The following is an 11,578-nucleotide window of genomic DNA, read 5'->3' on the forward strand; positions in this document are numbered from 1 at the left end:
CCAGGGTGCCGGCCGCGTCCGCGCCGGCGTCGGCCGCCGCCACGCCCGCGCGCAGCGCCGCCGACAGCGCCAGCGCGGCGACGCGCTGGTCGGCCGACAGGTACCGGTTGCGGCTGGACAGCGCCAGCCCGTCGCCCTCGCGGACCGTCGGCACGCCCACGATCTCCACGGGCAGGTCCAGGTCGCGCACCATCTGCCGGATGAGCGCCAGCTGCTGGTAGTCCTTCTGGCCGAACAGCGCCACGTCCGGCCGGGTCAGGTGGAGCAGCTTGAGCACGACGGTGAGCACCCCGTCGAAGTGCCCGGGCCGGCTCGCGCCCTCCAGCAGGGTGGCCAGCTCGCCGCCGGTCACCCGGGTCGCGGGCGGGCCGTCGGGGTAGATCTCGGCCGGGCCCGGTGTGAACACCACGTCCACGCCGGCCGCGCGGCACAGGTCCAGGTCCGCGTCGAGGGTGCGGGGGTACTTGTCGAGGTCCTCGGCCGGCCCGAACTGCAACGGGTTCACGAAGATGGTCGCGATGACGTGGTCGGCCTCGGCCCGCGCGGCCCGCAGCAGCGCCGCGTGCCCCTCGTGCAGCGCCCCCATGGTCATGACCACGGCGACCCGCCCGGGCAGCTCCGTCCGCGCGACCGCGAGGTCAGCCCGCTTCGAAACGACCTTCATGTCGGCGCCTCCGCTGCGCTCGCTCATGCTGCGACCTCCGAACCGTTGTCGGCGAAGACGCCCAGCAGGTCGCCGGCGTCGGCGGCGGGCAGGCGGCCCGACGCGATGGCCCGGTCGGCGGTGCGCCGCGCCAGCGCCAGGTACGCCGGAACGCTCTCCGGCGCCGTCGCCCGCAGCACGGCCAGGTGCCCGGCCAGGGTGCCCGCGTCGTTGCGCACCACCGGGCCGGTGAGCGCCGCGTCGCCGTACCTCAGGGTGTTCTCCAGTGCCGCGCCCAGCAGCGGCGCGAGCACCCGCTCGGGGTGCAGGACGCCGGCGTCGCGCAGCCGGTCCATCGCCTCGTTGACGAGGGTGACCAGGTGGTTCGCGCCGTGTGCGAGCGCGGCGTGGTAGAGCGGCCGGTCGTCCTCGTCGATCCACTCCGGCACGCCGCCCAGGTCGGCGATGAGGCGGGTGGCGAGCGGACGCAGGTCGGCCGGGGCGGTCACGCCGAACGAGATGCCGTCGGCGAGCCGGTCGAGGTCCTCGGCGCGGCCCGTGAAGGTCATCGCCGGGTGCAGGGCCAGCGGGCGGGCGCCGGCCGCCGTCGCGGGGGCCAGCACGGCCGTGCCGTGCGCGCCGGAGGTGTGCGCCACCACCAGGCCGGGGTGGATGGCGCCGGCCTCGGTGAGCCCGGCCACGAGCCCGGCCAGCGCGTCGTCCGGGACGGCGAGCAGCAGGAGATCCGCGCCGTCGGCGACCCGGTCGGCGGGCCGGATCTCGGCGTCGGGGAGGTAGGTGTGGATGCGGTCGCGGCTGGCGATCGAGACGGCGGAGGCGGCGACGACGCGGTGGCCCGCGCGGATGAGCGCGGCCCCCAGGGTTGCGCCGACACGGCCGGCGCCGATGATGCCCACAGACAGGCGCGTATTCGCGCTCATATAGCGATCCAGTCCTCGAAGGTGGGGTACCGGTCGTGTCCAGTATGCGTACCCCCGCAGCGCGCCCGAAACACTTTGTGGGGATCTTCACCGCCCCGCCCGACGGCGTAGGTTGACCCGGTGACCCCAGCGGCCCCAACCTGGCGAATCGGGATGGAACAGGCACTATACGGCCCCGCCGGCTTCTTCACGGCGGGAGCCGGCCCGGCCGCCCACTTCCGCACGTCCAGCCACGCCGCCGGACCCTTCGCCGCCGCCGTCCTCGCGCTCCTGACCCGCGTCGACGACGCGCTGGGCAACCCCGCGGTGGTCGACCTGGTCGACGTCGGCGCGGGCCGCGGCGAACTACTTCTGGGAGTACGCGCGGCCGCGCCACCCGCGCTGCGTGGGCGACTGCGGCTCGTGGCGGTGGAGCTCGCGCCCCGCCCGGCCGACCTGCCGCCCGACGTCGCCTGGACCGACCGCCTGCCCGACACGGTGACGGGCCTGCTCACGGCCGTCGAGTGGCTGGACAACGTCCCGCTGGACGTGGTCCGCGACGGCCGCTACGTGCGGACCGACGACACGCTCGGCGACCCGGTCTCAGCGGAGGACGCGGCGTGGCTCGCCCGCTGGTGGCCGCCCGACGCCGGGGCCGGGGCGGGGCTGGTCGCCGAGGTGGGGCGGACCAGGGACGCCGCGTGGGCGGACGCCGTGTCGCGCGTGGTCGCCGGGCTCGCGTTGGCCGTCGACTATGGACACGTCGCCGGACAGCGCCCGGCGTTCGGCACGCTCACCGGCTACCGCGCCGGCCGGCAGGTCCCCCCGGTCCCGGACGGCACCTGCGACATCACGGCCCACGTGGCGATCGACTCGGTGGCGGCGGCGGGCGACGCGGTGATCGCGGACGCCGGCGACCCGGCGAGGGCGGCCGGCGGGCGGGTCACGGTCGCGGCCGGGGGCCGGGCGGCGCCCGTACTCCTGAGGCAGGGCGAGGCACTGCGGGCGCTCGGGGCCGACGGACGGCGACCACCGGTGAGCCTGGCCGGCACTGACCCGGCGGCGTACGTCCGGGCCCTCGCCGGGGCGTCCCTCGCCGGGGAACTGACGGACCCCGCCGGCCTGGGCTCCCACTACTGGCTCCTCCACCCGGTAGGCGTAACCACCCCCCACATCCCGCACCGCACTGAACCGGGATCGTGACCGAAGCAAGCCGACGGTTTGGACCGTAAGGCAGGGAACTTCGCGCTGAGTTCCAGGCGCAACGATCAAACGCCGGCGGGTCCCGTGGCGGGTGGGCGTCGGGAGGCGCGATCGGTGGAGGCGGCGGCGGGCGGGGCTACGATGCTGGCGTGGGTGCGGAGGCGTTGCGCGAGGTTACCGTTGGGACCGGGGCGGGGCTCGATACCGCTGACATGGTGCTCAACATCGGGCCGCAGCATCCGTCGACGCACGGGGTGCTGCGGCTGAAGCTGGTGCTCGACGGGGAGCGGGTCGTGTCCGCCGAGCCGATCGTGGGGTACATGCACCGCGGCGCGGAGAAGCTGTTCGAGGTGCGCGACTACCGGCAGATCATCGTGCTGGCCAACCGGCACGACTGGCTGTCCGCGTTCAGCAACGAGCTCGGCGTGGTGCTCGCTGTCGAGCGGCTCATGGGCATGGAGGTGCCGGAGCGCGCCGTCTGGCTGCGCACGGCACTCGCCGAGCTGAACCGGGTGCTCAACCACCTGATGTTCCTCGGGTCGTACCCGCTGGAGATCGGCGCGATCACGCCGATGTTCTACGCGTTCCGGGAGCGCGAGACGCTGCAGACCGTGATGGAGGAGGTCTCCGGCGGCCGGATGCACTACATGTTCAACCGGGTCGGCGGGCTCAAGGAGGAGGTGCCGGCCGGGTGGACGACCCGGGCGCGGCACGCGATCGACTCCGTCCGGCGCGGCATGGCCGACCTGGACAACCTGATCCGGCGCAACGACATCTTCCTGGCCCGCACCGTCGGGGTCGGCGTCCTGCCGGCCGCCGCCGCGGCCGCCTTCGGGGCGTCGGGGCCGGTCGCGCGCGCCTCGGGGCTCGACCTCGACCTGCGCCGCGACGAGCCGTACCTCGCCTACGGGTCGCTTGAGGTGCCGGTCGTGACGAAGAGCGCCGGGGACTGTCACGCGCGGTTCGAGTGCCTGCTCGACCAGGTCTACGTGTCACTGGACCTGGCGGCGGCCTGCCTGGACCGGGTCGACACACTGCGCGGGCCGGTGAACGTGCGCCTGCCCAAGGTGGTCAAGGCCCCCGAGGGCCACACGTACGCGTGGACCGAGAACCCGCTCGGCATCAACGGGTACTACCTGGTGTCGCGCGGCGACAAGACGCCCTGGCGGATGAAGCTGCGCACCGCGTCCTACGCCAACGTGCAGGCGCTGTCCACACTGCTGCCGGGTTGCCTGGTCGCCGACCTGATCGCGATCCTCGGGTCGATGTTCTTCGTCGTCGGCGACATCGACAAGTAGCGGGTCACCGCCAGCGGTCGTACTCCTCCGGCGGGGCGCTGCGCTGCCGCGGCGCCTGCCAGTTGTCGTAGGTGCCGCTCGGCTCGTTCCAGTCCTCGGCGTCGTCCTCGACCGCGCCGAAGTCCTGCAACGGGCTCCAGGTGTACTCCGCGCCGACGTGCTCGATGTCGCCGTCGCGGTCCCGGTCGCGGGGGGTGCCCCGGTGGCTGCGCGGGGCCGGCCCCTGGTGGCGCCGTTGACCCTCGTGGCGGCCGCTGGTCGTCTCCCGGTCGTCGCGGGCCTCCGCGTCGCGGTGCGCCCGGACGAGCTTCGACTCGCGGGCGGTGCGGCCCTCGGTCTGCTCGCGCTCCTCGCGGCGCTCGCGGACGCCGCGGGTCTCCTGCTCCCACTCGGCGTCGCCGCCGCGCTCCCACTCCGGCTCCGGGGCCGGCCGCCGGCTGCCGCCGGTCGTGTAGGCCTGCGGCGACTCGCCGCGCGACGGCGGCAGGGCGCGCAGCGCCTGGCCCATGTCGCGGGGCGCCTGGCCGGCGTCGCGGCCGCCCTCGCGCTCGGCGCGGCGCACGGCCGCCCAGCGGTCCTCGACGCGCATCTCGGTGCCGTTCGCGTCGCTGCGCACCGAGCTGCGGTGCTCGCCCATGCGCAGCTCGCGGCCGTGCTCGTCGGAGCGGACCTCGGCCCACCGGTCGCCGTGCGCGTGGCCCTCCCACTCGCGGTCGACGGCGGCCTCGCGGCGCGGGCGGGCCTCGCGGGCCTCGCCGGTCTCGCGGCGACGCCGACCGCCGCTGCCGGTCTCGCGCGACCATTCCTGTGACGGTTCGTCCCAGTCCTGCTGGCGGGCGCCGGTCCACTGCCCGCCGGCCTCCCAGCGGGGGTCGCTGGCGTCCCAGCTGCCGTCGTAGTTGTCGTCGTCGGCGCGGCGGCGGGCGCCGCAGCGCTCCCCCGCGGGCGGCTCCTCGGACGCGCGCGACCCGTAGACCGTGCCGCGCTCCTCGCCCTCGACGGTCATGGTGCGGCGGGTGACCTCGACGGTCTCGGTGCGCACGACGCCGGCCGCGTTGGGTGGCGCGTTGGTGGGCCGGCCCGGCACGGCGGCCGGGGCCTGCGGCACGGGCCGGCTGCGCAGCTCGTCCACCTGGGCGCGCACCTGCTGCAACTGGATCCGGACGGCCTCGATGCCCTCGGCGTGCCCGCGCAGGCCCTCCACGGACTCGCTGAGCGCGTTGATCCGGTCGGTGAGGGACCGGTGGGTGTTGCGGGACGCGGTCGCCACGTCCTCGCGCACGTCGTTGCGGAGCTGATCGAGCTCGCCCAGCAGGGTCTCCTGGAGTTCGATGCGCACCGCATCCGTGTCGCGACGGAGAGTAATCGACAGTCCGATCAGGACCATGGCGACGAGGGCGAGCACCCCGGCGAAGCGCGTTGCCCCCACCAGGAACAAAAGGGCTGCAAGAGGCGCGACACCCACGCCGGACCAGAACAAGATCACGAGTGGCCGCGCCCCGCGCTGGTCCTGCTGCGAAACGGAGACCGGCATGGGTGAGAGGTTACTCAGGGTCGCCGGTCCTGTGAAGCCGGCTCATGACGGTAAGTGCCCCGACCGCCACGGCGATCGGGGCACCACGGTTGACGCCGGGGGGTTATCCCGCCGCCCGCCGACCGGCCGAGGTCGCGATTCCCACGATCCAGCCGACCATAAGGCCGTAGGCGGAGGCGTTCGCCGCCGCCAGCAACGCACTGTAGAGCGACGCGTCCCTGGTGAGGAACGCGGTGAGCATGGCGGCCAGCGCCGCCGCCAGGATCACCGAGAACCACCCCAGAAAGAACGCGCCCGCGCCGGCCGAGACGCCGTTGGCGCCCATGCCGATGATCGCCGCAACGAAGATGATCAGCAGCAGTGCCCGCAGATCGTGCGCGAGCACATCTCTGCCGCTGAACGCCCACGCCGGCCAGGCGAGCGTACGCAGGAACAGGTCCCACGCGTTGTCGCCCTGCGCATGCCGTGCCGCCCATTCGGTATACGCCTGATTACCGAAGGCCAACACCAGTACGATGATCGCAAGTGTGCCAGCGCTCGTGGCGCTCTTGGCACGGGTGAAGATGGCCATACCACTAAGTACCCATGGCCGGCAGCGATCAGGCGTATCGGCTATTCGGTGGATGGACCCGTCAGGTAATCGACGAACTTGGCCCGCAGCAGCGGTTCGGTCTCGACCAGTCCGTGGCCGGTGAACTGCCGCCACAGCTCCAGGGCGTCGTCGATGGTGCCGCCGATCGCCGAGGGCGACCCGTCGAGGGCCTCCGCGTCGTCGGCGGTCGGCAGGTGCTGGAACAGCGACCAGAAGAACTTGACGTCCTTCCGCTGGCGCGCGAGAGCGAACGCCCGTTCCCGCAGTTCCTCAGTGGAGAGGTCGTGCAGGGCGATGTCGGATTCGTCGGCCATGGTCACACCATACCCACGTTCGCGATCATCAGCGGGCGGACGTCCCCCACGCGTCCGAGCCACCCCAGGACGAGCTGCTCGGCTGGGCCGACCAGGACGTCGTCTGGGACGGCGGCGTCGACCACAGGTCCGGCGACGAACCCGACGAAGCGGACGACTGGGCGGCCGGCCCGGCGTTCCAGACGTCGTCGTTCTCGGCGTACTCGTCGAGCTCCGGCCGGCCGAAGCGCTCCACCAGGCGGGTGGCCACGAGGCCCACGCCGATGCCCAGCGCCGCGAACGTCGCCTCGCTCCAGGCCCACCCGAGCAGGCGCGCGTACGCCATGCCGAGCGTCAGCAGCGCCACCGCGAGCACGGTGCCGAAGACGCCGCCCCGGCGACCGAACGCGCTCGTGCCGCCGAGCAGGGCGGCGGCCACGCCCAGGGCGGTCAGCATCAGCCCGTCCGACGGCCCGGCGGCACCCTTGATCGACGCCGTCAGGACGCCGGCCAGGGCCGCCAGCGCGCTCGACCCGGCGAGCGCCACGACGGTCACCACGCCGGCCACGCCGCCGCGCCGGTCGGCAGGGTCGCTGACCGGCCGGAACCGCCCGACCAGCTTGCGCACCGGCGGCACGAGGCCGATCAGGCTGGCGAAGACGCTCAGCGCGCACACGCCACCGAACCACAGGCCCGCGTCGGGACCCGGGTTGTAGGAGCTGATGAAGCCCACGGTGTCCTGCGCCTCGATCCACAGCAGCAGGCCCAGGCCCGCGCCGAGGCTCGCGGCCCAGGCGGGCACGTGCAGGCCCGCCACGACCAGGCCGATGACGAGACCGATCCCGGCGCCCGCGCCGAGCGCGATGCCGAGCGGGCCGGCCAGGCCCTCGGCGGCGTGCTGGGAGTAGTAGAGGGCGGCCGCGACCGCGATGGGCCCGACGGCCAGGTTGACCGCGCCGGCGCGCAGCGCCACGGCGCTGCCGACCGCGAGCGCGCCCAGCACACTGCCGTTGAGCAGCAGCCCGCGCAGCGAGTCGCCGGAGAAGGCCGAGGTGTTCTCCCGCAGCAGCAGGTAGGCCAGGGCGCCGGCGAGCAGCACCAGCAGGACCTCCCAGAGGACGTGCACGAGCAGCCGGTCACGGCCGGGCTCGCCGTCGGCGGGGTCGTCGAAGACGTAGTCGAGATTCGGAGTCTGGGGCATGGGTGGCACCCTTCGGGGCAGGGTGAGGGTGTTGTCGCTCTGCGCCGGGCTCACCGGGACACCGGCGGGCAATACGGGCGCGGCGGGCCGGCCCGACAGCGGCACGTTGGCGGCGGGCACGCCCGCCCCGAGCCGGTGCTGCGCCGCACCGTCGTCGAACGACATGATTACGCCTCTCCATTCGCTCGGCTCGCACCGTACCGCCCCTGGCCAAGGTGCGACAGTCCTGGAGGTCGTTATGTGCTTGGCGGGAGGGCGTTACGGGCCGGGCGGGACCTGCTCGTCGTCGGCTGACGGGGGCACGCGGCAGGAGTGCTCGAGCCACAGCGCGGCGGCGACCAGAGCCAGGCCGCCGACGAGCCCGGCGATGGCCGGGACGAGGTTGGTGTCGGCCACCCGGAGCGTGCCGCGCTCCACGATCGCCCACACCGCCACGCCCCCGTACGCCCCGCCGAAGATCGCGCCGGCCAGCGACGACGCCTTCGCCAGCACGACCCAGCGCGCGACCAGCAGCGGGTCCACCCGGGGCGTGCCGCGCTTGTGGTCGATGCGCGCCTTCGTGTTGCGGGCCGCCACGGCCTCGACGACGGCCAGCGCCGCCAGCGTCACGCCGGGCAGCCAGTTGAGGTCGGGGATGTCCCCGTAGAAGCGATTGATGATCACCCAGGCCAGCGCCGCCGACACGAGGCCCGCAACCACGAGCGTGCCCGGGCTCGTCGGGCGCAGCGAGGGTTGTGGCCCGGCACCGGGGGATTGGTTGCCCGGCTCGCGCGTACTCATTGCTCGCAGGCTACCCCAGCGGGACATCCGGTCGGGCCGTCAGCCCGCCGACGTCCCCCGCCACCGGGTCCTCATTGATCAGCTCGTACACGAACCCGTGCCCGGGGAGCAGCCCGAACGGCTCGATGTCCAACCACGGCCGGAGCACGAAGGCGCGCAGGTGGGCGCGGGGGTGCGGCAGAACCAACTCAGGGTCCGCGGAGATCACCGGCTGTCCGTCGTTGGTCCAGACCGCGATGACATCAACATCGAGAGTACGGGGACCGTACGGCCGGTCGGGGTCGCGCACGCGGTCGGCGGCCTGCTCGCAGGCCCGCGCCCGGGTGAGCCAGGCGTGCGGGTCGTCGTCGCCGTCCTCCGCGATGACGACCGCGTTGAGGTACGACGGCTGGTCCGCGTCGCCCCACGGCGGCGTGTCGTAGACCCCGGACACCACTTTCACCAGGTCGCCGAGCGTGCGCACGGCCGACTCCAGGTTCTGTTCGCGGTCCCCGAGGTTGCTCCCCAGGGCAAGCACCGCCCGGCTCACGCGCCCCTCCCCCGGGTAAGCGTGACCGCCACGTCGGTGAAGGCGTGCGCGATGGGTGCCTGCGGCTTGTGGACGGTGACGGTGGCCGTCGCGACGCGCGGGTCGGCCAGGCACGCCGCGGCGAGGCGGTCGGCCAGGGTCTCGATGAGGTTCACCGGCTCCCCCGTGATGATCTCGACGAGCCGGTCGGCCAGTTCCCCGTAGTGAACGGTGTCGCCCACGTCGTCCGAGATGGCCGCCGGCGCGAGGTTGAGCGCGAGCACGACGTCGACGACGAAGTCCTGACCCTGCTCCCGCTCGAAGTCGAAGACGCCGTGACGGCCGCGCGCCCTGAGCCCCGTCAAGGTGATCACGTCACTCATCGGGCCTCCTCCGTCGCGAGCCAGACCTTGATCGCGTCGACCGAGGCGAGGACGTCGTGGACGCGTACCCCCCACGCTCCTGCCGTTGCCGCGAGGACGGTGACGGCGACCGTGGCGGCCTCCCGCTCGTCCACGGGGCGCGGCGCGCCGTCGGCGTCGGCCAGCAGGCGGCCGAGGTAGGACTTGCGGCTCGCGCCGACCAGGACCGGGTAGCCCAGCTTGATGATCTCGTCGAGGTGCGCCTGGAGGCGCCAGTTGTGCTCGGCCGTCTTGGCGAAGCCGAGGCCGGGATCGAGCACGATCCTGTCGGCGGCGACCCCCGCCGCGATCGCCGCGTCGGCTCGCTGGCGGAGCTCGTCGCGGACCTCGGCGACCACGTCGCCATAGACCGCCAGCTCCTGCATGGTGCGCGAGTGGCCGCGCCAGTGCATGAGGATCCACGGGCAGCCGGCCCCGGCGACCACGCGGGCCATGTCCGGATCGGCCAGGCCCCCCGAGACGTCATTGACCACACCGGCCCCGGCCGCGAGCGCCGCGGCGGCGACGGCGGCCCGGGTGGTATCCACGCTCGTCGGCACGCCCGCGGCGGTGAGCTGCGCGATCACGGGCACGACCCGGGCGGTCTCGGTGGCCGCGTCGACCCGGTCGGCGCCCGGCCGGGTGGACTCACCCCCGACGTCGACGAGACTTGCCCCTTCTGTGTGCATTCGCACGCCATGTGCGACGGCCGCGTCCAGATCCGCATACCGTCCACCATCGGAGAAGCTGTCCGGCGTCACGTTGAGCACGCCCAACACGACCGGACACCGTGAGCGGCGGAGGGGGACGGCGCTGAGCGGGGCAGTCACCACACAGACGTTACGGGTCGACCGGTCGCTGATGAGCACCGGAGGGGCCGTTTCGTCCGCGTTGAGAGATTGTCCGATCCCGCTGCGTGGACATCTGTTCGGATGGGCTCGACCAGGCAATTTGGCGGCTGCCGAGCGGCTGGCTAACCTTCGCGGCGAGGCTGATACGTGACGGGGAGGCACGGGCTGCAATATTCTGTCCGACGGGCGGGTAGTGCAGGCACCTTCGACGCGGATCGGTGCATTAGGAACGCGACACCTGGTTCCACTCGGGCGGATTTTCCGAGAGGCTGGGCGCACATGCACCGGGGAGGTCTGATCATGATTGTCACCACACTCGCCCAGGTGGCGTGGGACCAGCTCGCTCACTCTGCGAGCATCTCCGCTTACGCTGAGCTGATAAATGCGCCGTTTGCACCGGAACCGAAGGAAATCAACACCGACGGCGTCCTCACATTTCTCGCCACGAAGATCACTCCGATTCTTCTGGCCGTGCTGGGCGTCATCTTCCTGAGCCGCGCCGGCAAGGGCGAAATGTCCCGCGTGCTCACGAGTTCGGCGATCGCCATCGTCGGGCTCGCTTTCATCGCCGGCGCCGCGACGCTGTTCTTCGTCGGCGAAAGCCTCGTCTCCCTGCTGTTCAAGTAGGCGACCATGCGGCTGCGGACGGACGACGACATCTACCGGGCGAGGCTGGTCTACCTCGGTCCGCCCGGCTACACCCTGCCGATCCAGCTGCCCTACGCGCAGTACGGGCTGTTCATCCTGCTCGTGCCGCTCTTCATGTTCGTCCACTACGTCTTCACGCAGACCATCGACCCGTTCCCCGCCTGGGAGATCGCGCTCGCCATGGTCACGACGTCGTACATCTGGCGGCACGTCGACCCGGACCGCCCCGCCCGCACGGTCATCCGCACGGCGCTGACCGACTGGCGCGGCGCCAAGGCCGGCGCCGAGGACGTCCGCTCGCCGAGGCTGGTCGCGCGGCGCATCCGGGTCCGTGAGGAAGTCCTATGACGCCACGCCCGGATGATCTTGATGGACTTGAGGATCTCGACGCTGATCTTCTAGGCGTCGATCCGGCGACGGGTGCCGGCGGTGGTCGGGTCGCCGTGTTCGGCGCCCCCGCGCCGGTCCCGCCACCCCCGACCAACGGCCGGAAGGCCGGCAACGCGCGCCGACCCGACCTCGACTCGCCGTTCCTCGACTTCTTCGAGGGCGAGGAGCCCGACTCCCCGCCCGCGGCAGGGCCGGTCTCGCCCCCGCCCGCCGGCACCACCAACCGGGTCACCCCGCCGTTCAGCACCGCTCCGCGCCAGGCCGGCGACCGCGCCGCCGAGCAGGCGACCGGTGGTGCGCCGCGCACCACCGGCGA

General features: G+C 73.2%; 15 protein-coding genes. 5 read left to right on the plus strand and 10 right to left on the minus strand.

Translation table 11 applies throughout. The annotated features are described in order from the left end of the window. Positions 1-691 (minus strand): pantoate--beta-alanine ligase (gene panC, locus ABD211_RS25125; RefSeq protein WP_344136809.1); only part of this gene is annotated, 691 nt, incomplete at its 3' end. Continuing rightward, positions 688-1,584: a Rossmann-like and DUF2520 domain-containing protein gene (locus tag ABD211_RS25130; RefSeq protein WP_344136812.1), complete on the minus strand. Its 897-nt coding sequence runs from the start codon at positions 1,582-1,584 to the stop codon at positions 688-690. The genes panC and ABD211_RS25130, both read right to left, overlap by 4 nt. A 153-nt stretch (positions 1,585-1,737) precedes the next feature. Between ABD211_RS25130 and ABD211_RS25135 the strand changes: the two genes are divergently transcribed. Together ABD211_RS25135 and ABD211_RS25140 are read left to right on the plus strand one after the other, a co-directional pair. Next, the gene (locus ABD211_RS25135) at positions 1,738-2,766 is read left to right on the plus strand and encodes an SAM-dependent methyltransferase (protein ID WP_344136815.1); all 1,029 of its coding nucleotides are present in this window, start codon (positions 1,738-1,740) and stop codon (positions 2,764-2,766) included. 212 nt (positions 2,767-2,978) lie between these two features. Continuing rightward, positions 2,979-4,064 carry an NADH-quinone oxidoreductase subunit D gene (locus tag ABD211_RS25140; protein ID WP_425560525.1) on the plus strand — a complete coding sequence of 362 codons (1,086 nt, stop codon included), beginning with the start codon at positions 2,979-2,981 and terminating at the stop codon, positions 4,062-4,064. 4 nt (positions 4,065-4,068) lie between these two features. Here ABD211_RS25140 and ABD211_RS25145 read toward each other — a convergent pair whose 3' ends face one another. The 8 genes from ABD211_RS25145 to folP all read right to left on the minus strand — a co-directional run bounded on the left by ABD211_RS25145 (position 4,069) and on the right by folP (position 10,203). Next, complete coding sequence (locus tag ABD211_RS25145) at positions 4,069-5,598, minus strand: hypothetical protein (protein WP_344136822.1); 1,530 nt, start codon at positions 5,596-5,598, stop codon at positions 4,069-4,071. A 103-nt stretch (positions 5,599-5,701) separates the two neighbouring features. After that, positions 5,702-6,169 (minus strand): hypothetical protein, encoded by a 468-nt coding sequence (locus tag ABD211_RS25150; protein ID WP_344136824.1) that lies wholly within the window; start codon positions 6,167-6,169, stop codon positions 5,702-5,704. 41 nt (positions 6,170-6,210) lie between these two features. Then, the gene (locus ABD211_RS25155) at positions 6,211-6,504 is read right to left on the minus strand and encodes a hypothetical protein (RefSeq protein ID WP_344136826.1); all 294 of its coding nucleotides are present in this window, start codon (positions 6,502-6,504) and stop codon (positions 6,211-6,213) included. 28 nt (positions 6,505-6,532) lie between these two features. Beyond that, a complete protein-coding gene (locus ABD211_RS25160; RefSeq protein ID WP_344136828.1) occupies positions 6,533-7,849 on the minus strand; it encodes an ABC transporter permease in 1,317 nt (438 codons plus the stop codon). A 93-nt stretch (positions 7,850-7,942) separates the two neighbouring features. Beyond that, on the minus strand, positions 7,943-8,464 hold the full coding sequence (locus ABD211_RS25165) for a DUF3180 domain-containing protein (protein ID WP_344136830.1): 522 nt from the start codon (positions 8,462-8,464) through the stop codon (positions 7,943-7,945). A gap of 10 nt (positions 8,465-8,474) precedes the next feature. Continuing rightward, positions 8,475-8,993: a 2-amino-4-hydroxy-6-hydroxymethyldihydropteridine diphosphokinase gene (gene folK, locus ABD211_RS25170; protein ID WP_344136832.1), complete on the minus strand. Its 519-nt coding sequence runs from the start codon at positions 8,991-8,993 to the stop codon at positions 8,475-8,477. After that, entirely contained in the window at positions 8,990-9,355 is a 366-nt protein-coding gene (gene folB / locus ABD211_RS25175; RefSeq protein ID WP_344136835.1) for a dihydroneopterin aldolase, read from the minus strand. Before folB ends, folK begins: the two co-directional genes overlap by 4 nt. Then, positions 9,352-10,203: a dihydropteroate synthase gene (gene folP, locus ABD211_RS25180; protein ID WP_344136838.1), complete on the minus strand. Its 852-nt coding sequence runs from the start codon at positions 10,201-10,203 to the stop codon at positions 9,352-9,354. The genes folB and folP overlap by 4 nt, the downstream gene beginning before the upstream one ends. Before the next feature lie 321 nt (positions 10,204-10,524). Here folP and ABD211_RS25185 point away from each other — a divergent pair, with 321 nt between their 5' ends. The 3 genes from ABD211_RS25185 to ABD211_RS25195 form a co-directional block, all read left to right on the plus strand. Then, positions 10,525-10,851: a hypothetical protein gene (locus tag ABD211_RS25185; RefSeq protein WP_344136841.1), complete on the plus strand. Its 327-nt coding sequence runs from the start codon at positions 10,525-10,527 to the stop codon at positions 10,849-10,851. A 6-nt stretch (positions 10,852-10,857) separates the two neighbouring features. Next, complete coding sequence (locus ABD211_RS25190; RefSeq protein WP_344136844.1) at positions 10,858-11,220, plus strand: hypothetical protein; 363 nt, start codon at positions 10,858-10,860, stop codon at positions 11,218-11,220. Then, positions 11,217-11,578: hypothetical protein (locus tag ABD211_RS25195; protein WP_344136847.1), on the plus strand; the 362-nt coding region annotated here is incomplete at its 3' end. The genes ABD211_RS25190 and ABD211_RS25195, both read left to right, overlap by 4 nt.

This window comes from Luedemannella flava (assembly GCF_039528515.1).
GTDB lineage: Bacteria > Actinomycetota > Actinomycetes > Mycobacteriales > Micromonosporaceae > Luedemannella > Luedemannella flava.

What these genes read in the sequence shown, in the direction of transcription:
- ABD211_RS25160 (WP_344136828.1), bottom strand. Translation starts at nt 7,849, where the DNA reads ATGTCGTTCGACGACGGTGCGGCGCAGCACCGGCTCGGGGCGGGCGTG.
- ABD211_RS25190 (WP_344136844.1), top strand. Translation starts at nt 10,858, where the DNA reads ATGCGGCTGCGGACGGACGACGACATCTACCGGGCGAGGCTGGTCTAC.
- ABD211_RS25155 (WP_344136826.1), bottom strand. Translation starts at nt 6,504, where the DNA reads ATGGCCGACGAATCCGACATCGCCCTGCACGACCTCTCCACTGAGGAA.
- folB (WP_344136835.1), bottom strand. Translation starts at nt 9,355, where the DNA reads ATGAGTGACGTGATCACCTTGACGGGGCTCAGGGCGCGCGGCCGTCAC.
- ABD211_RS25150 (WP_344136824.1), bottom strand. Translation starts at nt 6,169, where the DNA reads ATGGCCATCTTCACCCGTGCCAAGAGCGCCACGAGCGCTGGCACACTT.
- ABD211_RS25145 (WP_344136822.1), bottom strand. Translation starts at nt 5,598, where the DNA reads ATGCCGGTCTCCGTTTCGCAGCAGGACCAGCGCGGGGCGCGGCCACTC.
- ABD211_RS25135 (WP_344136815.1), top strand. Translation starts at nt 1,738, where the DNA reads ATGGAACAGGCACTATACGGCCCCGCCGGCTTCTTCACGGCGGGAGCC.
- ABD211_RS25165 (WP_344136830.1), bottom strand. Translation starts at nt 8,464, where the DNA reads ATGAGTACGCGCGAGCCGGGCAACCAATCCCCCGGTGCCGGGCCACAA.
- ABD211_RS25140 (WP_425560525.1), top strand. Translation starts at nt 2,979, where the DNA reads ATGGTGCTCAACATCGGGCCGCAGCATCCGTCGACGCACGGGGTGCTG.
- ABD211_RS25185 (WP_344136841.1), top strand. Translation starts at nt 10,525, where the DNA reads ATGATTGTCACCACACTCGCCCAGGTGGCGTGGGACCAGCTCGCTCAC.
- ABD211_RS25130 (WP_344136812.1), bottom strand. Translation starts at nt 1,584, where the DNA reads ATGAGCGCGAATACGCGCCTGTCTGTGGGCATCATCGGCGCCGGCCGT.